The organism is Pseudomonas sp. TE3911 (assembly GCF_054062775.1).
On record NZ_JBSSFP010000001.1, the window covers coordinates 4,221,633 to 4,242,169 of the forward strand.

A 20,537-nucleotide genomic window follows, 5' to 3' on the forward strand; every position below is an offset into this window, starting at 1 on the left:
ATCACCCGTTAGTCTTCTCGACCTTCAGCGGTTTTTTATCCAGCCCTTCCACCAGCACGAAGCTGTAACGCCGGCCCGGTTTTTTCTCGAACGTCAGTTGTCGCTCGGGCAGGATGTGGTGCTTGGTGGTGGGCACGCAGTCAGTGGGGTTGGTCACCGAACAGTCGTGGAACTCGTCGAGCACCACGGTGCTGTTGCCCGCGTTACGCAGTTGGTATTGGTCAGGCCTCTCGTTGATGCGGGTGTCGAACCGCGCATCCTTGGGCCGTACGAAAAACACCGTGCCGTAGCCGGCCATCACGTTGATCCCGGCCGCCAGGTGATCCTTGTAGTCGGCGCGCTCCTCGTCGCTGATACCGAAGTTGTCGTCCTTTTCCGGGACCACGGGGATAAAGCGCAGGCGGAAATAGCGTTCCTTGTCGCGCGGGCCCATGTACAACAGGCGCGTGCCCTGTCGGCCGTTTACCGGCACGATCAGTCGCGACGGGCTGGCCATCAGGCCGTCGCGACTGGTCGTGACGCCCTTGTCATCGATGATCGAGGGCACCGGGATTTCGCGGGTGGTGCCATCTGCGTTGTAGACAATTTCCAACACGTTGACCTTGATGAACGCGGTGCTGGTGCCGCCATTGAACACACGCTTGAGGTAGGAACTGCGATCACTTTCGAGGTAGTCGTACACCACCCCGACGTTGATCAGCGGCCCGGCCTGGACGGTGAGCGACATCAGGCACAACCCGATCCATAACACTGCTTGTTTCATCGTTTACTTCGCCTCGTTGATTGACTGCGACGGGCCTGGCCCGCCGTTGGAGTGGGGCCGATCTAAATTTCCGAGTCCCAGATCACGGTCGCCACGCCCGAATAGGTACTGCCCGGCTGGTTGAGCATGTCGGCCATGTCGTCGCGCAACACCTCGAAGTGCAAGGTGCCCGGGCGGTCGTTCACGTAGAACAGCGGCTGGAACAGTTCGGTGCCTTCACCGTCCAGGCGCAACGGGCGCTTGAGTACGGCCTGGTTACCGCGCCCATCGATGCCGCTGGGCAGCGTCACGGCGACCTGCAACGGCACCTCATCGCCATTGGCATTGCGCAGGCCGCAGGTGTTGCCCATGACGATCGAGCACTCCAACTGCATCTTGAAACGCGAACTGGCGGCGATGCGGAAGGTCTGGTCGCGGTACAGCCGCGTGGGCGAGCGTCCACGGTTGAGCCAGGCTTGCCAGCCGCCGTCGGGGATCAGTTCGATGCGGTTGCCGCCGGGTGGGAGGTCGACTTTGAGGTCGTGCTCCACGCTCAGGGTGAAGTTGAACGTGATGGCGTTTTTATTCGGGACCATGACGTCGCCAAAGTCATAATCGCCGCCAGGGCCCATGGTGTAGGTGATGCTGCCGTAGTATTGGCCGCCGGACATGGTTAATGGGTTGGGCGTCTTGAGTTCGTAGGCGTATTCCATGGTGTTGAACCTCAGATAACTAAGGTCAACAGATGGTTGGCGACTACAGGGGCCTGCCCCTTCCGGTGTCAGCCAGAAATAGGAGGCGAAGTTGACCCCCGCTGCAATGTGGCCGGTACGCTGACAGGGGCTGGGCGCATTCGTCCATCGACTCTGCCAAGTAGCTCCCGGTATAGCCCAAGCGGATACACCCGGTGGTCGAGGGACATGCCACAGCGAACCGATGCCGGCGATCCGTAGTTGCACCGTTTCCGTTTCGCCAGTGGCGGCGTGGGTCACATGAAGATCGCGCCAGTCGGACGGCACCTTGACCATGAAACCTCTGCGCTCATCTTCATGGTTAGCCAGGATTGGCTGATTGGAAAGCGCGGAAAAGTCGTTATCCCGCAGACTGAAAATACCTAACGCCTTGCATTGGGACGGAATATGCGCCGCACAGATCGAACTGATCGGCGTGGTGTTTTCGAAGTCATTCTTCATCGGGTTGGCCGGGTCAGGCCGGAACCGCGCGGTGATGTTCTCGTCCGCCAGTGAGGCGCTGGCGCTGAACAACAGCGACGCGCCCATGGCCATGATCAAGGTGTTGAAGGGTTTCATCGTGAGTGTTCTCGTCATGGCACTCAACCTGCGGTCTGGGTGCTGGATATGTGTTCGGCGAGGGTGTCCGGCGTGCAGCGCAGGTCACCGATCATCAACACGTCCTGTTCATTGGCGGAGGTGGCCGGGTCCAGGCGGAACTGGCACAGCAATTGGTTGCGGTAGCGCACTTCGAGGGTTGGCGAGCTGGCGCTCATTTCCATGGAGAAGAACCCGTCGGCCTCGCTGACCCCACGGCTGGCGTGGTTGATCACGTGATGGCCCCTGAGCGGCTGGCCCTGGGCATCGAGCAGGCGCCCGAGTACCGACACGGTTTTCATGACGGTGATTTTCCGGTAGTCCACCCCGCCCTTGTTCAGGTGGTAGGTGGTCCGCGCCGGCTGGATATTGGCCGCCGGTGGATGGTTGCCGTCGAAGTCGAAGTTCACCGTGCTGCTCTTGTAGGCCGCCACCGGTACGAAGTTGCGCCCAGGACGCAGGATGGCGCCGCCGCCGCTGAAGTCGTCGGCACGCAGGGTGATCTCATCCAGATCGGTTTCGACGTCGACGATCATGCCCGCGCCATTGCTCTGGTACTGGCTGGTCATCAGCATCTGGTCGCCACCGGCAACGAAGGTGCTGTGCAGGTTCAGGCCGCCGCTGAGGTCGCCGTTGAACGAGCTGCGTTGGATGAAGCCGTCGCCGCTGACCACATCACTATCGAAACTGGCCATGCCCGAGAACCCGACGCCATAGGTGTCGGTGATGGCGGTGGCCGAGACGCTTTGCAGCAGGTGGTCGGTGAGGTCCTGGCGAACGGTGACCGACGCATTGTTGTCGCGACCGCCGTCCCGCGCGGTGCGGGTGCCGATGCTGCCGGAAATCTGCCGGCCATCTCCGCCCAGGGCCAGGCTCACAGAGAGGTCCACGCCGCGGTTGCGCTTGTCGTTGGTGCCGGACGTGCCCGGTCGGTCGAACACCGAGAAACGCCAGTTGGCGTCGCTGCCCCACAAGGTGTCGCGGCGGCTCCAGCCCAGGTCGAGCCCGGCGCCTTCGGCATTGCCCTCGCTGTGGGACAGGCGCAGGTTCCAGGAATTGCGCGCGTCGACCCGGTGGTTCACCGAGAGTGCCGAGTTACTGGTCTGGCCAACAAAGGTGTTGCGCCGCAGGCGGGTGCCGTCGGGCAGGGTCTCGAAGGTGTCGCGGGTGTCGAGCCAACTGCGGTTATGGCTGAGCACCAGGTTGGTGGCGCCAAACGTGTAGAGGCCCTGAACGTCCAGGCCGGTGCCGTGTTCGCGGGTCTGGTAGAGGTTGGTGTAGAGGCTGGTGTTGTTGGCCACCGTCCAGTCCACCGAACCGCCGTATTGCAGTTGCTCACGCACTTCCCGCGCCGACAGGCCGAGAATCACCCGGGGATGCACCAGGTAATTGACCGAGGCACCCGCGGTGATCGAGCCGGAAGACTGTTCATCCCAGTTGCTGAACAGCTTGGTTTCGCGTCCGGCAAACAGGTTGTAGCGCCAGCGGTCATCGACGTTGCGCCAGTTGCTGGGTTTGTACACCAGCTCTTGGGAGGTGCTGACGGTGAGGCCGTCTTCCACCAGGCGCACTTCGACTTCGTAGATGCCGCCGGGCAACGGCCGCGTGTCCAGGGTTTGCAAACCGGCCGCGACCGCCTGGGTGTTGATCAGCAGACCGTTGCGGTAAATCTCCACGGCGGCCTGGCGATTGGCGGTGACGTAGATCGGGTAAACGCTGGCCTTGGCATTGTTGATCGCCAGGCTGTCGGAGCTGCCGTACATGACGCCTAACGCGGTATCCGGGCTGGCGCCAAAGCTGCGCAACTGCCGGGTAAGGCCGTCGGAATTGGGGGTGAAATGGCCCAGGCGCAAAAACTGGCCTTCCAGTTCTCGCTGGGTATACAGCTCATGGATTGCATGGCGCAGTTGTTCTTCGTCGCCACTCTGGCGCGCCAGCTGCAAGTTGAACACCTGGGTCCAATTGCCCAGGCTGGCACTGGCTTGCAAACCATAACGTCCGCCCAGGTTTTCTTCCTGGCCGCCGTTAAGGTTGAGCTGGTTGTTGATGATCAAGCCACGGCTACCGCCTTCGGGCTGCGCGTGAAAACGCGGTGCGTCGCTGGTGTGTTCGACGTTCTGGGTGATGATCGACAGCAGTGAGTTTTCCAGGTTGTAGTGCACTGACACCAGTTGCTGCGGGCACGCCTGGGTGCATGCGCCAAGGCCGACGCCGCTCTCCAGCAAGGCTTGCCAGGTGTCGCGGGTGGTGGCGGGGACTTTGCTGTCGCCGGTATCGGTGAACTCCAGCAGCGTCACCCGTTCGTCCTGGGACAGCACAATCAAGGCTTCCCCCAGGGGTTGCTGATCCAGTTCGACCTGTACCGCCAGCGGTACGTCGAAAAAATGGTCGCCGAACCCGGCAGGCAAACCCTGAGCCTGGGTCAACAAACTGCCAGGCGTGACGGTGCCTGGCGTGGGTGCGGCCAAGGCACTCGTACAAATCACTAGCGCAAGCGCAAGCGCAACCGCGATGGGCGTCATCGGGAACATGAAAGGAACTCTCTGAGGGCCAGGAGACTTGATAAAAAACAGGCCGACCAATGGGGGAAAATCGGCCGGCCCGAACGCAAATGCCCGCGGGCAAGAAAGCCCGGCGAGCACCTACACCATTAAGGTGCTGGCGTTGGCGGCACCGCATCGAACACCAGCGCCACAGCGGAGGTGTAGGCACCACGCTGGGTGGCCGTAGGCTTGGCTGCCACGATGCGCAGTTCAGCTCCCACGCCCGGGGTGGAGTCGGCTTCGTTCACCACTTCTTTTGGCGTGCCGGTCAGTTCAACGCCGTGCAGGGTGGTGGTCAGCGGGATGTTCTGCGCGACGTTGCCGTTGAACAGAACAGCCGGGCCGCCTTCGATGTAGGCGTGGACCGAACCACTGGTGTTCTTCAGGTCGTAGATAGCGCTCAACGGCGCCAGCTCACCGCTGACGATGTTGTAGGTCAGGGTTTCGTCGCGGCCGAAGTTCGGATCACGTGGCTGCGCGTGGAACACCGTGGTAGGGATATTCGCCTTGATGTTGACGGTGTGGTTGGCTTCGCCGGCAGCGAAGGCCGTCGAGGCGTTCAATGCCAGAAAGGCCAATGGAGCAGCAATTGCAAACTTCTTGAACATGATGAGTTCCTGTTTTGAGGACAAGTTAGTGCCCCATTGAAAGTTGAACAGTGAATTCAACACACAATGAGGTCCGCTGCAGCGAGACGTAAGTGAGTGCAACGCGAGAGGAATGATCCACTAACTTTAAAAACAGGTATGCAGGCTGCTTCCCATGCCTTCGTAGCCAATGTATACGGGCAAATACAGAAAAATATGGCACTTTGCCAAAACTTTAATTTTCTCCGTAAGACATGGACTACATGAATTATTCAACAACGTTCGTTGTGAATATTCCGTAGGAAAAACACCACACATAAAAAAACAGAAGTTATAAAAGACTCTTTGAAAGTACGAGTTCCAACTCTAATCTTAGTTGGATCGCCGCACCACTAATAAGTCAATCCAAATGCTTGCAATGTGCGATAGGCCACACTGACCGTTGGTCGTCTGTGGCTATGCATCCATTAAGATATATCTTACGTTATGTCTTATCCACACAAGGAGAGCATGACAATGAGAGACCATCATTCCCACCGTGAACCCGGTGACGGCTTCGAGAAACGTCCAGGCCGCGAACGTGCCGGCCGCGGCCCACGGGTATTCGCCCCGGGTGATTTGAAGTTGCTGCTGCCGGCATTGATTGCCGAACAGCCCTGCCACGGCTACGACCTGATCCGCAAGATCGAAGCCCTGTTCGACGGCGCCTACAGCCCGAGCCCCGGGGTGATCTACCCCACATTGACCTTCCTCGAAGAGAGCGAATTGATCAGCGGTGACGCCGACGCTGGAAAAAAACGCTACACAATCACCGACGCCGGTCGTCTCTTCTTAAGCGAACAGGCGGTGGCGCTCGACGGCATTCGCCAGCGCATGGAGGTGAGCAAGCGCTCGCTGCGCGGCCAGGATCGCCCGCCGGAAATCCACGAGGCGGTGCACAACCTGCGTCACGCCTTGCATTCGCACCACGGGCATTGGAGCCCGGAAGAAATCGTTCGTGTCGCGGCGCTGCTCAACGGCACCGCCCAAGCCATTGCCGACGGGAAAGCCCAATGAATACACAAGCCATTCACCGCGTGACCCACGAAATCAAACGCCGCCGCCTCGACGTACTGCGCGTGGTCGACATCACTCCGCGCATGCGCCGCATCACCCTGGGCGGGCCGGAACTGGCGGGCTTTGTCAGCCTGGGCAGCGACGATCACATCAAGCTGCTGTTCCCGCAGAATGCCGCCGAGCAAGCGGCGCTGGAAAGCCCGACGTTCAGCATCAAGGGAGACGGCCCGCAGCCGGCCATGCGCGACTACACGCCACGGCGTTTTGACCTGAACATTGGCGAATTGGACATCGACTTCGTGCTGCACGGAGACGGCCCCGCCTCCACCTGGGCCGAGCAGGCCAAGGTGGGTCAGCACCTGTACATCGGCGGGCCACGGGGCTCGATGATCGTGCCGGATATGTTCGACAGCTACCTGCTGATCGGCGACGAAACCGCGCTGCCGGCCATCGGTCGTCGCCTGGAAGAACTGCCGGCCGGGCGAAAGGTGCTGGCGGTGATCGAGATCGCGAATACCGCAGAGAAACAGGTCCTGCACAGTCAGGCCGATGTCGAGGTGATCTGGGTCATTCGCGGCCAGGATGATCTGCTGGAAACCGTGCAGAACCTGACGCTGCCGAGCGGCTCGCTGTACAGCTTCGTCGCGACCGAAACCAAAGTGTCGCGCCAGGTACGCCGGGTGCTGCTGGATACGCACAAGGTCGATGAAACGTTCCTTAAGGCCGTCGGCTACTGGCGCGCCGAGGGCAGTGAAGAAGCGTGAATCAAGGTCGGGGCTTGATAACTTTATCCAGCCCCACCACCGCCAACGCGATCAGCACAAACCCCGCCAAAATCCCTCCGGCATTCACGAACACTTGTGGATAACCAAGGGTGGCCACATCGATGAACGGGTACTGATACTGCCCGAGCAAATCCCCGCGCAGCAGCGCATAAGCGAAGTACACCAGCGGGTAAATCATCCACGCGCCGATGTGCTTGAGGCGAAGGCTGCCCTTGGGCACGCACCGCCACCAGTAAATCAAAAACAGCACCGGCATCACGTCATGCAGCAGTTCATCGGCGATCAACTGAAAGCCTTCGGGCTGCCATAAATGCCGCAGCAACAGGCTGTAGGCCAAGCCCACTACCAAGATGCTCACCGTGATACCGCTGCTGATCGCCGGCCTGAGAAAAAACCGCTTCGCCGCCGAGTCCCGTTGGACCAAGGCATAGCTCAACACCACCACCGCCAGGGTGTTGGTGAGCACAGTGAAGAAACTGAAAAAGTTGATCAGCCCGCCCAGCAAGCTTGCGCCGCTGGACCAGCGCGAATAGAAAATCAGGTATTGCTGAATCGCCAACCCCACCCAACCGGCCAGTGCTGTCGCCGCTATAAACCGCTTCATGGATTCAATCCAGCGGACGTTTGGTGCGCATCAGCTTTACGTACAACCCTTCGACTTTCTCCCGCGCCCACGGCGTCTTGCGCAGGAACGTCAGGCTCGACTTGATACTCGGGTCGCTCTTGAAACACCGCACATCAATGCGCTCGGCCAGGCCTTCCCATTCGTAGTGCTCCACCAAGGTGGTGAGGACGTGCTGCAGGGTTACACCGTGAAGGGGGTCGTTGCTTGTCGCGGTCATGCCAGGCCTATGAAAAAAGTAATCACGAAGGCGCACACCTTATCACCCCCTCCGCTCAGGGATAAAAAGTTCCCGTGGCTCGCGAAAAAGAGATGTTATATTGTAACTATAACTTTCAAATCTTTTCGTCGTTTTGCCAAGGAATGTCCGATGTCCCTCTCTTCTCTGTGGCGCTTGACCCCGCTTGCCGCCGCCCTGCTGATCAGCTCCGAAGCCCACGCCCTGGAGTTGCAACCCCAAGTCATCACCGGCAACCCGCTGGGCAGCGAGCAACTCGCTTCACCGACCACCGTGCTGGAAGGCGATGACCTGACCCTGCAACAAAAAGGCAGCCTTGGCGAAACACTGAACAAGCAGCCGGGTGTGTCGTCTTCGTACTTTGGTCCAGGCGCCAGCCGGCCAATCATCCGTGGCCAGGACGGCGATCGTATTCGTATCTTGCGCAACGGCGTGGGCGCCCTGGACGCGTCGTCGCTGTCTTATGACCATGCGGTGCCGCTGGACCCGGTCAACGTCGAACGCATCGAGATCGTGCGCGGCCCCGCTGCATTGCTGTACGGCGGCAGCGCCATCGGTGGCGTGGTCAACACCTTCGACAACCGCATCCCCACCGAAGCCATTGAAGGCATCCACGGCGCCGGTGAACTGCGTTATGGCGGCGCCGACACTACACGCAGCAGCGCGGGCAAACTCGAAGCCGGCAACGGCACGTTCGCCCTGCACCTGGACGCCAACGCACGGGAATTCAACGACCTGAAAATCCCCGGCCAGGCCCGCAGCCGCCATGCACCGGAAAGCGAAGACGGACCCGGCAAAAACGGTCGCCTGGGCAACAGCGACGGACGTCAGGACGGTGGCGCGGTGGGCGGTTCCTACACGTGGGACGACGGTTACGCCGGGCTGTCCTACAGCAGCTACGACGCCAACTACGGCTCGCCGGCCGAACAGGACGTGCGCATCCGCATGAAGCAGGATCACTACGCCTTTGCGTCCGAGATCCGCAACCTGCAAGGCCCATTTACCTCGGTGAAACTCGACGCGGGCTACACCGACTACGAGCACCGCGAAATCGAAGGCGGCGAAACCGGTACGATCTTCAAGAACAAAGGCTATGAAGCCCGCGTCGAAGCGCGTCACCAGCCCATCGGCCCGTTCGATGGCGTGGTCGGCGCCCAAGTGACCCGCAACGAGTTCTCGGCCCTGGGCGAAGAAGCCTTCGTACCGCAGACCGACACCAACGCCGGCGCGCTGTTTATCCTCGAAGAAATGCAGGCCACCGAGCGCCTCACACTCAGCCTTGGCGGACGCCTGGAACACACCAGCGTCGAGCCGGATGCCAAGGGCAACGCGCGCTTTGCCGGCGCCGACAAAACCAACGATTTCACCGCCGGCAGCCTGTCCTCGGGTGCGGTGTATACGCTGACGCCGATCTGGTCCCTGGCGGCGACTCTGGGCTACACAGAACGTGCGCCGACCTTCTACGAGCTGTACGCCAATGGCGCCCACGTCGCCACCGGCACCTACGAACTGGGCGATGCCAACCTGAAGAAAGAAAAAGCCGTGTCCAGCGACCTGGCCCTGCGCTTTGACAATGGCACGCATAAGGGCAGCTTCGGTGTGTTCTACAGCCGCTTCTCCAACTACATCGGCTTGCTCGGCACGGGTCGTACCCTGAACGACGAAGGTGAAGAAGACGCGAATGGCATTCCTGAGTACGAATATTCCGGCGTGCGTGCACGTTTCGCCGGCTTTGAAGCTCAAGATCACATCAAGCTCGGCGAAGGCGCCTACGGCAAATTCGCCTTGGAGCTGTCGGGCGACTATACCCGCGCCACCAACCTCGACACCGGCGACGCCTTGCCGCGCATTGCGCCGCTGCGTTTGAACAGCGGATTACTGTGGGAACTCGACCGCTGGCAGGCACGCATTGACGTGGAACACGCGGCAGGCCAAGGCCGTGTTCCGGATAACGAAAGCGGCACCGACGGTTACACCACATTGGGCGCGAGCGCGGGTTATCACTTCAATGTCGGTGGCAGCCAGTGGTTGGCGTTTGTGAACGGTGAAAACCTGACCAACCAGACTGTGCGTTATGCCAGCTCGATTCTGCGGGACATCGCACCGGCACCCGGTCGCAGTGTGCAGTTCGGCATCCGCACCACCTTCTGACGCACACCGCTAACCCCTTGTGGGAGGGGGCTTGCTCCCGATGGCAATCGGTCAGATAACCCAACGGTGTCTGATCCACCGCCATCGGGAGCAAGCCTTCTCCCACACTTATTGTGCAGCGACGTTCTGTCACTGTTACCAAATCGGAAATGATGCATCTTGCGATTTGCGCTTTCTCTCGACGCGTCCGCGCTTTATCCTTGTCGGCAATAACCTGAAACGTTTCACTCCCCGGTCGACCCCATCTTGCTGAATATTCCCACACACCAAGACAGCGCTGTCTTACACCGACCTGCGCCTGGGTATAAATCGCGCGCCTGTGGATAACCCTCGCAATCCTCAGAAAAACCGAATTAACGCTGAACCAAGCCTGTGCCGAATCGTCATCTACAGTGAGTGAAGCACGGGGTTACACAATTATTCCAACGTCACGGAGAAACACACTATGAGCACTGATGGTGCTTCAAGCCCAAGCCGCCTGCTGCCCAGGTTGCTAGGCGTCTTGCTGCTGATCATGGGCCTGGCCCTGCTGGCCGGCGGTATTAAGCTGACGATGCTCGGCGGGTCGCTGTATTACCTGCTGGCCGGTATCGGCATCGCCCTCACCGGCGTCCTGCTGCTGGCTACCCGCCGCGCAGCGCTTGGCCTGTACGCGCTGGTGCTGTTCGCCAGTACCGTGTGGGCATTGTGGGAAGTCGGCCTGGACTGGTGGCAGTTGGTGCCACGTCTGGCACTGCTGTTCGCCCTCGGCATCGTCATGTTGCTCCCGTGGTTTCGCCGTCCGTTGCTGCGTGGCCAACCTGCCCCGCTGGGCACTGGCGCGCTGAGCGTGGCCGTGGTGTTGGCCGGCGCTGCCGCCCTTGCCAGCCAATTCACCAACCCCGGTGAGATCAAAGGCCAACTGGACCGCGACGCGGTGCCGGGCATGGCCAATGCTGCGCCGTCCCAGGCTGATGGCGATTGGAATTCCTACGGTCGTTCGGCCTTTGGTGATCGTTACTCGCCACTGGCGCAGATCACCCCGGAAAACGCCCACAAGCTGGTTCCGGCGTGGACGTACCGCACCGGCGACATCCCTGGCCCGAACGATCCAGGCGAGACCACCGCGGAAAACACCCCGCTGAAAGTCAACGGCATGCTCTACGTGTGCACACCGCACAGCCAAGTGATTGCCCTGGACCCGGACACCGGTAAGGAAATCTGGCGCTTCGATCCGAAGATCAGCAGCCAAGGCGCTGAGAACTTCAAAGGTTGGGCGCACATGACCTGCCGTGGCGTGTCGTATCACGATGACGCCGTCTACGCTTCCGAGCAGAGCCCAACCGGCAGCGCCAGCCCGGCCGCTGCGCCGAATGCCTGCCCGAAACGCATCTTCGTGCCGACCGCCGACACCCGTCTGATCGCCCTGAACGCCGACACCGGCAAGATGTGCGAAGACTTCGGCGACAAAGGCCAGGTCGACCTGCGCGCCAACATCGGCAGCTTCGCCCCAGGTGGTTACTACTCCACTTCGCCACCGGCCGTGACCAAGAACCTGGTCGTGATCGGCGGTCACGTCACCGACAACGTTTCGGTCGACGAGCCAAGCGGCGTAATCCGCGCGTTCGACGTGCACACCGGCAAGCTGGTGTGGAACTGGGACAGCGGCAACCCGGACGACACCACCCCGTTGGCCGAGGGTAAGACTTACACCCGTAACTCGCCGAACATGTGGTCCATGTTCGCCGTGGATGAAAAACTCGGCATGCTTTACCTGCCGATGGGCAACCAGATGCCCGACCAATACGGCGGCGACCGTACCGACGATTCCGAAAAATACGCCGCTGGCCTGACCGCCCTGGACATCGACAGCGGCCATGTGAAGTGGACCTTCCAGTTCACTCACCATGACCTGTGGGACATGGACGTAGGCGGCCAGCCGTCGCTGATCGACATCAAGACCGAAGCCGGCGTGAAGCAGGCCGTCATGGCGTCGACCAAGCAAGGCAGCATCTACGTGCTGGATCGCGCAACCGGTCAGCCGGTCGTGCCGATCCATGAAGTGGCTGTTCCGCAGGGCGCAGTGGCGGGCGACCGTACCTCCCCTACCCAACCGAAGTCCGAACTGAACTTCATGCCGCCGCCGCTCAAAGAGCGCGACATGTGGGGCGTGACGCCGTTCGACCAACTGCTGTGCCGCATCGATTTCAAATCCATGCGCTACGACGGTCCGTTCACCCCGCCATCGCTGCAAGGCTCGATCGTTTACCCAGGTAACTTCGGCGTGTTCGACTGGGGTGGCATTTCTGTCGATCCAGTGCGCCAGATCGCCTTCGTGAACCCAAGCTACATGGCGTTCAAGTCCAAGCTGATCCCAGCTGCCGACATCGCCAAGCAAGGTCCACGCGTCAGCGAAACCGAAGGCGTGCAGCCGAACAAAGGCGCGCCGTACGGCGTGATCCTGGAAGCGATGCTGTCGCCAATGGGCCTGCCGTGCCAGGCACCGGCGTGGGGTTATGTGGCAGCGGTCGACCTGACCACCCACAAAACCATCTGGATGCACAAGAACGGCACCGTGCGCGACAGCTCGCCGGTTCCGATCCCACTGAGCATGGGCGTACCTAGCCTGGGCGGCACCTTCACCACCGCCGGTGGCGTGTCCTTCCTCAGCGGTACCCTCGACCAGTACCTGCGTGCGTATGACGTGAAAAACGGCAAGCAACTGTGGGAAGGCCGCCTGCCAGCGGGTGCGCAAACCACACCGATGACCTACACCGGCAAGGACGGCAAGCAGTACGTGCTGGTCGTGGCGGGTGGTCATGGTTCCCTGGGTACCAAACAGGGTGACTACGTAATGGCGTTCAAACTGCCGGATTAAGCGTTACCGGCGGCAAAACAAAGGCGGCTACCCTCACAGGTAGCCGCCTTTTTCATAAACAACACAGATCAAAATGTGGGAGGGGGCTTGCCCCCGATGGCAGTGGGTCAGCCAATGCTCATGTCACTAGCGCACTGCTATCGGGAGCAATCCCCCTCCCACGCTTGCCGCCGGCACTCATGAAACTAGTGCTCGATCACTTCACCGCGCATCACCGCCAACCGTGCAATCAACCGATTCTGCACCGGCACCGAGATCCCTTCGCTGTCCATCGCCTTGATCAAATCCTCCACCAACGCATTGAAGTCACTGCGGCTCACATTCTGGCCCTTGTGACTCTCGGCCATGCTGTCACCGGTGTAGGTGCACGGCCCGCCTGCTTCGACGCAGAACTGTTCGATCAATTTGTTGCGCAGGCGCTGGATATCGACGCGCCGAAAGCGTTCGACGATGCGCTGATCCCGGGCAATGTTGAGCAGCATGCCTTCGACAATCCGCGTGATGCCGGGCATGGCGCCAAGGTCGCGGTACAGGCTGTCGTCCTTGGGCGGTTGCTGGGCGCAGGCGCTGAGCAGCAGCACCAGCGCAATCGGTAAAAGGCGCATTAGAAACTCCCCTGCACGGACAGGTAGGTGCCGTTCTGGTTATCCAACGTAGCGATTTCGCCGAGGCGCGCGTAGGCCAGCACAAACGACACATGCTTGTTGGGAAAGTAGCCGACAAACACGTCCGCCCAGTCGCTTTCGCCAGCGAACGACAAGTTATCGGGCTTCTCGCGGTACTCCACGCCCACCGCCCAGCGCGGGTTGAACAGCAGGGCCACCGACCCTTCCTTGAGCAGGCTGCGACGGTCGCGGCGGTCGCCGCCGAAGCCTAGCAGGCCGGTTTCATTGGCGCGGCTGTAGCGCAGGCTACCGTTGACCAGCACGTTGTAGCCAAACGCCGCGCCCATGAACAAACGGCTGGCGGCGAGGTAGCCCTCCACGTCGCTGTCACGCTTGGCGCCGACCAGGCTGGGGATGTCGAAGTTGGTCTGGTGTTTGTATTCCAGGCCCAGCGAAACCTGCGGCAAGCGGTCGTAAATCACGTCACCGAACAGGCGAAGCTTCACACCGAGCACATCCTGGCCAAGGTTGTCTTCCGGCAGATTCAGCTTGTGCACCAGGCTGCCGAGGTCAAAGCGCTGGCGGGCGAAAGAGACTTCGACGCGGTTGTCATAGGCCAACGCCAGCCCCGCCACGTCCAGCCGATAGTCCGGCAGGTTGACGGTGGTGGCGAACGCCGTGGCGCCCCACTCGTGCTGTTCGCCATAGCCGGCCAGCACCGCCCACGGCGTGATGCCGCCGCCCGCCGTGCCCTCGATGCTGCTGGCACCGCCGGTGGCGATCAGGCGGCCGTTGTCGGCCAGGGTGGTTTGCACAGTCAGGGCGGCCAGGCAGCCGATCAGTAGAGAAAGACGCACGTCAGCCACTCAATGAACCAGGGAAGTTTGCGCACTGAGTGGCAACGCCACCCAGGCTTCGAAAGCGTCGGCGCTCAAAGGCCGACTGATCAGATAACCCTGGGCCGTGTCGCACTGCCAGCGCTCCAGCAGGCGCAGGCTATGGGCATATTCAACGCCCTCGGCAACCACTTTGAGGCCCAGGTTGTGGCTCATTTCGATGGTGGAACGCACGATCACCGCGTCCTCACTGGTTTCATCGAGGTTGCGCACAAAGGATTGGTCGATCTTCAACTCTTGCACCGGTAGACGCTTGAGGTGCGCGAGGGACGAATAGCCGGTGCCGAAGTCATCCACCGACAGACTGATGCCGCAATCACGCAGCAAGTGCAGGACTTTGAGGGCTTTTTCCGGCTCGCGCATCACTGCGCTTTCGGTGATTTCGAACACCAGTTGCTCAGCCGGCAAACCGTAGCGACGCAGCAACGCCGAGACGCGGTGGGCCAGTTCATCGCCGAGCAAATCGTCCGCCGAGATGTTCAACGACAACTGCAGGTACAGGCCACGGCGGTTCCACTCACACAACTGACGAATGCCCTCTTCGATCACCCAGTGGGTCAGCAACTGAATACTGCCGGAGCGCTCGGCCAAGGGAATGAACTCCGCCGGCGAGACCATGCCGAACTGCGGATGCTGCCAGCGCAGCAAGGCTTCGGCCTGACGTACGTGGCCCTCGCGAATGTCCAGCTTGGGCTGGTAATGCAGCAGCAATTGGCCTTGGTTGGGCGCGTGGCGCAGGTCGCGGATCAGCGTGATCTGGCGGCGGTGCGCGAGGTCACGGCCATGTTCATAGACCTGCAGGCGACCGGGCATTTGCGCGGCGTCTTTCATGGCGATGGCCGCGCGTTCAAGCAAGGTGTGCGGGCTTTCGCCATCGGCTGGGAATGCGGCGATGCCCAAACGGCAGTCCAGCGCCAAGTCATGGCCGTTGATGCGCTGGGGCCGCAGCAACAGTTGTTGGAGTTTGTCGGCCATGCCCACCGCCTCGTCGCTGCCTGCGCCTTCGAGCAATAGCAGGAACTCGTCGGCGATCAGATGCGCCAGGGTATCGCCGGGACGCAGCACGGCTTCCAGGCGACGGCTGACGGCAAGCAGCAATTGGTCCACCGCGTCAGTCCCGGCGGTTTCGCTGGCGACGCGCAAGTTGTCGATGCCCAGGTAGATCAACGCGACCGGCCGATTCAACGCAATGGCGCTGCCCAGACGCTCCATGGCCAGTGCCCGATTCGGCAGGCCGGTGAGGCGATCATGCAAAGCATTGTGGGCAAGCTGCTGTTCGCGCTCGGCGATGCCGCTTTGCATGGAATTGACCGCATGGGCCAGTAACCCCAGTTCGTCACTGCGGGCCAGGGTCACGGGTGTTTGATAGTCGCCCTGGCCAATGCGCTCGGCCGCCAGGGCCAGCGCCTGCACTGGGCGCGACACGGTGCGCGCCAGCAGCAAGGCACCGATCAACGAAGCCAGCAACGCGACCAGTGCGATGGCGAGGATCTTCTCATCCAACGGCACAAAGGCTTGCATCGCCGCATCCAGCGGGCTTTGCAGCAACGCCAGGACTTTGCCGTTTTCATCGCTGGCCAATACCAACGACTGATTGAGGAAACGCTGCTCCAGGTGATCGGTGGTGGACACGCCACGGCGCGTGGAATCGCCCTGCATCAATGCAAGGATGCTCCTGCGCAGCTCTTGGGGTTGGGTGGTGACCAACTCGCCAGGCTGGTCTTTTTCAATCGCCAGGAACGACACTTCCAGGTTGCTCAACGAGCGCAACTCATCGGCGAACGCACCGTCCATGCTGAAGCCCATCACCACCCGCGCAATCGGCAGCGGCGCCAGCACCGAGGCTTCCACCAACAGGTGCGGTTTGCCTTGCAGCGGCACAATCAACATGACCTGGCGATTGCGCCGGGCCTCGCGCAGCGACTGGTCATACTTGAAGGTCGAGCCTTCGGGCACTTCGCTGAGGGTACTGGCCAGGACTTTGCCGTCCATGCCCAGCAGGATCATGTCACTGGCGTTGATGCGCTTGCCGTGGTTGAGCAGCACCGAGCGCATCGTCGCCGAATCGCCACTGGCCACCGCATCCCGAAAACCGAAGTCGGCCGCCAACAGTTGCACGCCGTCAGCGAGGCGCCGCCCGCGTACGTCCAGCAAGCGCTCGAAAACCCGCGCGCCCACATCCAACTGGGCCAGCGCCTGGCTGCGCACCGCTGAATTGGTGGCAGCCTTGACGCTGAAATACAGTGCGCCGATCACCACCAGCAACAGCAGGATCAGGACGCTGGCGACCCGCGCCTGGAAACTACTGCGCAGTTTCACGGGCGGCTCGATTGAAGGCATCGCCAAAGGCACTTGGCGTCGGCGGAAGATCCTCGGACGCCGGCTCCAGGGCCAGCACTACGTTGTGTCTCAGGCCAGCGGCAGGCACATGCAGGGTACCGCCGTCCAAGGGCTGCATATCCGCCAACTGCGGGTGCCATAGGGTGGCGTGGTAATCACCGGGCGCCAGCTGCTCCAGGTGCACTTGGCCCTGGGCATCGCTGACAGCGAAGAGCGGGTCATCGGTGACGTAGATGTAACCGAGCATCCAATCATGGATATTGCAGCCCAGCACCACCACGCCGGGTTTGTCGAACAGCAGCGGCTCGGCGGGCGTGCCTTCGTACAGGCGCAGTTCGAAACGTTTGGCGGCGCTGAACGAATAGACCTGATGCCGGATGTTGTCGCTGTTGGGGAAGCGCACCTGAGTGCCGGTGTGTACCGCCAGCACATGGGGCGCAAAGCGCTGGCCGCGTTGGTCCATATTCGCCTTGAGCACGGCCGACGATGAGCCGGGCGGGCCTTGCAGGGTCACGACCGCATCCGCCACCGGGCTGCCATCGGCCCGCTTGAACACCAGGTCCAGCGTGGCCGCCGACGCAGAGCCGGCCAACATCAGCATCAGCGTCAGGGAGAGCAAGGGAGGAGTTCGGGCCATGGTCGATCCGCAAAAAATGGAAAATGAGCGGCCAGCCCTGGCACAGTGGGTTACGGTCATGATGCCGCAAACAAGGCACAATGCCATCATGCAATAGCGCTGGATACTTGACCGTTGGTCGGTAAATAACTGTGCAAACGGTCAAGCCTTGTAGAGCGTATCGGCCTGGGGCCTAAAAACTATAGACGCGGGCTTCAGACCGGCGCGCGCTCGCGGCGCATCCACATCTCGAACGCCATGGCATTGAGCGGCCGACTGATGAGGTAGCCCTGGGCCGTATCGCAGTTCCACTGTTTGAGGAGTTTGAGACTGGGCTCGAACTCCACCCCTTCGGCCACTACCTTGAGCCCCAGGTTGTGGCTCATTTCGATGGTGGAACGCACGATCACGCCGTCGCCCGTGGCGCTGTCGAGGTTGCGCACAAACGACTGGTCGATCTTCAATTCCTGTACCGGTAAGCGCTGCAATTGCGCCAGCGACGAATAGCCCGTGCCGAAGTCATCCACCGACAGGCTGATGCCACACCCACGCAATTGTTCCAGCACGCTGAGGGCCTGCTTCGGGTTGTGCATGATCGCGCTTTCGGTGATCTCGAAAATCAGTTGCTGGGCCTGCACGTCGTAGTGTTCCAGCAAGGTGGTCACACGAATCGCCAGGTCATCATCGGCCAGGTCGTCCACCGAAATATTCACCGACAACTGGATATGCAATCCGCGCTGCGCCCACTCGCCGATCTGACGAATAGCCTCTTCGATCACCCACTGGGTCAGGCCACCCATGCTGCCAGTGCGTTCAGCCAGGGGAATGAACTCGGCGGGCGATACCAGCCCCAGCGTCGGATGCTGCCAGCGCAACAAGGCCTCGGCCTGGCGAACATGGCCATGCAGGAGGTCGAGCTTGGGCTGATAACACAGGTGCAACTCACCTTCGACGACCGCACGGCGCAGGTCGCGGATCAGGCTGATCTGGCGCTGGTGCGCAAGATCGCGGTCCTGCTGGTAGATCTGTAGATAACCGGGCAGCGTCGTTGCATCGTGACGCGCGATGGCCGCACGGCTGATCAACTCCTCCACATACTGGCCGTCGGCGGGGTACGCGGCGATGCCGATACTCACCTCGTGGCGCACTTCGTCATTGCCGATGCGCTGGGGTTCGGTAAGCAGCGCGTAGAGGCGGTCGGCGCGGGCTACGGCGCGGTCAACCTCGGTATTTTCCAGCAACAACAGGAATTCGCTGCTGGTGATGCGCGCGGCGGTATCGCTGGCCAATAGGCTCATGGACAGACACCGGCTGGCCTCGCGCATCATTTCTTCGACGCCCTCGGGACCGAAGCCCTCGTTGATGACCCGGTAGTTTTCGATGCCCAGGTACAGCAACACTACTGGCCGACGCGCACTGATCGCGCTGCCCAGGCGCTCCATCGCCAGCGCGCGATTGGGCAACCCGGTGAGAGCGTCATGCAGGGCGTTATGGGCCAGTTGCCGTTCGCGCACGGCGATGCGGCTTTGCATGGCATTGAACGCACGGGCCAACAGGCCGAATTCATCGTGGCTGCGCACCCGCACCGGCGTGCGGTAATCCCCCGCGCCAATGCGCCCGGCCGCCTCCACCAACGCATTGAGCGGGCGCGACACCCGCCGCGCCAGGAACAACGCACCGGCCAACGAGACCACCAGCACGGCCAGGGCAATCCCGAGGAACTGCCGGTCCAGCGGCGCAAAAGATTCCAGCGCGTGGTCCAGCGGGCTTTGCAGCAATACGCGCACCTCGTTGCCGTCACCGGTGTTGGCCAGCGGCAACACTTGGCTGAGCACACGCTCACCGTAAAACGGATGGATCTGCGCCTCTGGGTTCAAAGGCGCATCGTGGAGCAGGCTGAGAGTGCCAGCCTGATAATCGACAGGCTGGGTACTGAACAACGGACCGGGCCTGCCGTCCTGCACGCTGAGAAACGACACCTCCAGGTTGCTCATGGAACGCAGTTCGTTGGCGAACAGTTGGTCCATGGCAAAGCCCATGACGACGCGGGCGATGGGCAGGGGGTCGAGGACTTCATCCTGCACCAGCAAGTAAGGCCGCCCGTCCAGGGCGACAATCACCATTTGCAGGCCGTCGCGCCGCGCATGGCGCAAGGCAGTGTCATAGGGAAAAAGCTGCCCGCGCGTGAGGATGGGCAACGTGCTGACCACGACCTTGCCATCCAGCCCCAGCACAAACACCTCGCTGGAACGGACGCCGGAGCCATGCCGACGCAGTGCAGCCAGAATCGACACCGTGTTGCCTTCGGCCACGGCTTGCTTGAACGGGCCGTCGACGGTGAGCCAATCGAGGCCGTATTGCAGGCGACGCCCGCGCAGGTCCAGCAGACGCTCGAATACCTGGGTTCCGGTTTTCAACTGGACTTGCGCCTGGTTCTCCACCGCGCGGGTGGTGGCGGCCTTGACGGCAAAATAGGTGGCGGCGACGACCACCAGCAGTAGCAGTGCCAGCACCCCGGCGATGCGAGTTTGGAACGTATGGCGCCACGTCATGGCGGTGCCCTCTGGCAGTGTTCGCCTCTCTCTGCCACTACGTCCTTTTGTCATGTGCATTCCTTGCGACAGCTGACCTGGCGTCAAAAAAATATCCATTTTCGTTGGATATTGGGTGTGAGGAGATTAGCTGGGAGTTGGGGGGTGTGCATTCAATAAACGTGGGGATTTAGGTGGCGGTTTATTGGCGACAGAGGGTTGGCTTGGGGGGCATATCCGTTATTTGGGTAACGGCGGGTATTGGTTCCGCCCTTACGGCGGGTCACTTTGGAAAAGCCCCAAAGTAACCAAAGGGCTCTTGCCCCAACACTCGGCACCTCGCTTAGGCTCGGTGTGCCCGCACTCCGGCTTGAATCCGTGGGCCGCCGCAATGGGCCATCCATGGCCCAGTGCGGCTAACCCGGCGTCCTGCCGGGTTACCCACGGATTCAAGCCTGCGTGCGGCCAGCGTGTTTAACGGGGCGCCTAAGATCACGATCAAAAGCGCAGATCAAAAGACCGCTGACTTCGTCAGCGAAAAGGATGTAAGAGCAAAGGCAAAAGCCAAAGCAAAAGCAAAAGCAGATCTAAAGCAGATCTAAAGCAGATCTAAAGCAGATCTAAAGCAGATCTAAAGCAG

Annotated in this window: 15 protein-coding genes; 4 read left to right on the top strand and 11 right to left on the bottom strand. The window is 61.2% G+C overall.

The features are described 5' to 3' along the window. Position 1 precedes the first annotated feature (1 nt). The 4 genes from ACVWXD_RS19150 to ACVWXD_RS19165 form a co-directional block, all read right to left on the bottom strand. A complete protein-coding gene (locus ACVWXD_RS19150; RefSeq protein WP_032891860.1) occupies positions 2-763 on the bottom strand; it encodes a pilus assembly protein in 762 nt (253 codons plus the stop codon). A gap of 62 nt (positions 764-825) precedes the next feature. Further along, positions 826-2,070 carry a hypothetical protein gene (locus tag ACVWXD_RS19155; protein ID WP_457371254.1) on the bottom strand — a complete coding sequence of 415 codons (1,245 nt, stop codon included), beginning with the start codon at positions 2,068-2,070 and terminating at the stop codon, positions 826-828. 5 nt (positions 2,071-2,075) lie between these two features. Next, positions 2,076-4,601 (bottom strand): CS1-pili formation C-terminal domain-containing protein, encoded by a 2,526-nt coding sequence (locus tag ACVWXD_RS19160; RefSeq protein ID WP_457371255.1) that lies wholly within the window; start codon positions 4,599-4,601, stop codon positions 2,076-2,078. A 119-nt stretch (positions 4,602-4,720) separates the two neighbouring features. After that, positions 4,721-5,221: a CS1 type fimbrial major subunit gene (locus ACVWXD_RS19165; RefSeq protein WP_032891862.1), complete on the bottom strand. Its 501-nt coding sequence runs from the start codon at positions 5,219-5,221 to the stop codon at positions 4,721-4,723. Positions 5,222-5,716: 495 nt separating this feature from the next. Between ACVWXD_RS19165 and ACVWXD_RS19170 the strand changes: the two genes are divergently transcribed. Continuing rightward, a complete protein-coding gene (locus tag ACVWXD_RS19170) occupies positions 5,717-6,256 on the top strand; it encodes a PadR family transcriptional regulator (RefSeq protein WP_032891863.1) in 540 nt (179 codons plus the stop codon). Next, on the top strand, positions 6,253-7,020 hold the full coding sequence (locus tag ACVWXD_RS19175; RefSeq protein WP_181642766.1) for a siderophore-interacting protein: 768 nt from the start codon (positions 6,253-6,255) through the stop codon (positions 7,018-7,020). Before ACVWXD_RS19170 ends, ACVWXD_RS19175 begins: the two co-directional genes overlap by 4 nt. A 1-nt stretch (position 7,021) precedes the next feature. On the opposite strand, the gene ACVWXD_RS19180 is transcribed toward ACVWXD_RS19175, so the two are convergent. Next, on the bottom strand, positions 7,022-7,645 hold the full coding sequence (locus tag ACVWXD_RS19180; RefSeq protein WP_032891866.1) for a Pr6Pr family membrane protein: 624 nt from the start codon (positions 7,643-7,645) through the stop codon (positions 7,022-7,024). 4 nt (positions 7,646-7,649) lie between these two features. Next, on the bottom strand, positions 7,650-7,883 hold the full coding sequence (locus ACVWXD_RS19185; RefSeq protein WP_016977534.1) for a VF530 family protein: 234 nt from the start codon (positions 7,881-7,883) through the stop codon (positions 7,650-7,652). Between the two features lie 150 nt (positions 7,884-8,033). On the opposite strand from ACVWXD_RS19185, the gene ACVWXD_RS19190 reads away from it, so the two are divergent. Together ACVWXD_RS19190 and ACVWXD_RS19195 are read left to right on the top strand one after the other, a co-directional pair. Next, entirely contained in the window at positions 8,034-10,052 is a 2,019-nt protein-coding gene (locus ACVWXD_RS19190) for a TonB-dependent receptor (protein WP_181642767.1), read from the top strand. 445 nt (positions 10,053-10,497) lie between these two features. After that, positions 10,498-12,909 (top strand): glucose/quinate/shikimate family membrane-bound PQQ-dependent dehydrogenase, encoded by a 2,412-nt coding sequence (locus ACVWXD_RS19195; RefSeq protein WP_032891870.1) that lies wholly within the window; start codon positions 10,498-10,500, stop codon positions 12,907-12,909. 185 nt (positions 12,910-13,094) lie between these two features. On the opposite strand, the gene ACVWXD_RS19200 is transcribed toward ACVWXD_RS19195, so the two are convergent. From ACVWXD_RS19200 to ACVWXD_RS19220, 5 genes are all read right to left on the bottom strand, one after another. Then, positions 13,095-13,514: a group I truncated hemoglobin gene (locus tag ACVWXD_RS19200; RefSeq protein ID WP_032891871.1), complete on the bottom strand. Its 420-nt coding sequence runs from the start codon at positions 13,512-13,514 to the stop codon at positions 13,095-13,097. Further along, entirely contained in the window at positions 13,514-14,371 is an 858-nt protein-coding gene (locus ACVWXD_RS19205; protein WP_181642768.1) for a DUF3034 family protein, read from the bottom strand. Before ACVWXD_RS19205 ends, ACVWXD_RS19200 begins: the two co-directional genes overlap by 1 nt. A 9-nt stretch (positions 14,372-14,380) precedes the next feature. After that, a complete protein-coding gene (locus ACVWXD_RS19210; RefSeq protein WP_032891872.1) occupies positions 14,381-16,729 on the bottom strand; it encodes a bifunctional diguanylate cyclase/phosphodiesterase in 2,349 nt (782 codons plus the stop codon). Next, positions 16,713-17,387: a methylamine utilization protein gene (locus tag ACVWXD_RS19215; protein ID WP_122755653.1), complete on the bottom strand. Its 675-nt coding sequence runs from the start codon at positions 17,385-17,387 to the stop codon at positions 16,713-16,715. The genes ACVWXD_RS19210 and ACVWXD_RS19215 overlap by 17 nt, the downstream gene beginning before the upstream one ends. A gap of 194 nt (positions 17,388-17,581) precedes the next feature. Next, entirely contained in the window at positions 17,582-19,918 is a 2,337-nt protein-coding gene (locus ACVWXD_RS19220; RefSeq protein WP_181642769.1) for a putative bifunctional diguanylate cyclase/phosphodiesterase, read from the bottom strand. Positions 19,919-20,537: the final 619 nt, after the last annotated feature.

What these genes read in the sequence shown, in the direction of transcription:
- ACVWXD_RS19170 (WP_032891863.1), top strand. Translation starts at nt 5,717, where the DNA reads ATGAGAGACCATCATTCCCACCGTGAACCCGGTGACGGCTTCGAGAAA.
- ACVWXD_RS19195 (WP_032891870.1), top strand. Translation starts at nt 10,498, where the DNA reads ATGAGCACTGATGGTGCTTCAAGCCCAAGCCGCCTGCTGCCCAGGTTG.
- ACVWXD_RS19190 (WP_181642767.1), top strand. Translation starts at nt 8,034, where the DNA reads ATGTCCCTCTCTTCTCTGTGGCGCTTGACCCCGCTTGCCGCCGCCCTG.
- ACVWXD_RS19180 (WP_032891866.1), bottom strand. Translation starts at nt 7,645, where the DNA reads ATGAAGCGGTTTATAGCGGCGACAGCACTGGCCGGTTGGGTGGGGTTG.
- ACVWXD_RS19200 (WP_032891871.1), bottom strand. Translation starts at nt 13,514, where the DNA reads ATGCGCCTTTTACCGATTGCGCTGGTGCTGCTGCTCAGCGCCTGCGCC.
- ACVWXD_RS19220 (WP_181642769.1), bottom strand. Translation starts at nt 19,918, where the DNA reads ATGACGTGGCGCCATACGTTCCAAACTCGCATCGCCGGGGTGCTGGCA.
- ACVWXD_RS19215 (WP_122755653.1), bottom strand. Translation starts at nt 17,387, where the DNA reads ATGGCCCGAACTCCTCCCTTGCTCTCCCTGACGCTGATGCTGATGTTG.
- ACVWXD_RS19165 (WP_032891862.1), bottom strand. Translation starts at nt 5,221, where the DNA reads ATGTTCAAGAAGTTTGCAATTGCTGCTCCATTGGCCTTTCTGGCATTG.
- ACVWXD_RS19175 (WP_181642766.1), top strand. Translation starts at nt 6,253, where the DNA reads ATGAATACACAAGCCATTCACCGCGTGACCCACGAAATCAAACGCCGC.
- ACVWXD_RS19185 (WP_016977534.1), bottom strand. Translation starts at nt 7,883, where the DNA reads ATGACCGCGACAAGCAACGACCCCCTTCACGGTGTAACCCTGCAGCAC.
- ACVWXD_RS19155 (WP_457371254.1), bottom strand. Translation starts at nt 2,070, where the DNA reads ATGACGAGAACACTCACGATGAAACCCTTCAACACCTTGATCATGGCC.
- ACVWXD_RS19160 (WP_457371255.1), bottom strand. Translation starts at nt 4,601, where the DNA reads ATGTTCCCGATGACGCCCATCGCGGTTGCGCTTGCGCTTGCGCTAGTG.
- ACVWXD_RS19150 (WP_032891860.1), bottom strand. Translation starts at nt 763, where the DNA reads ATGAAACAAGCAGTGTTATGGATCGGGTTGTGCCTGATGTCGCTCACC.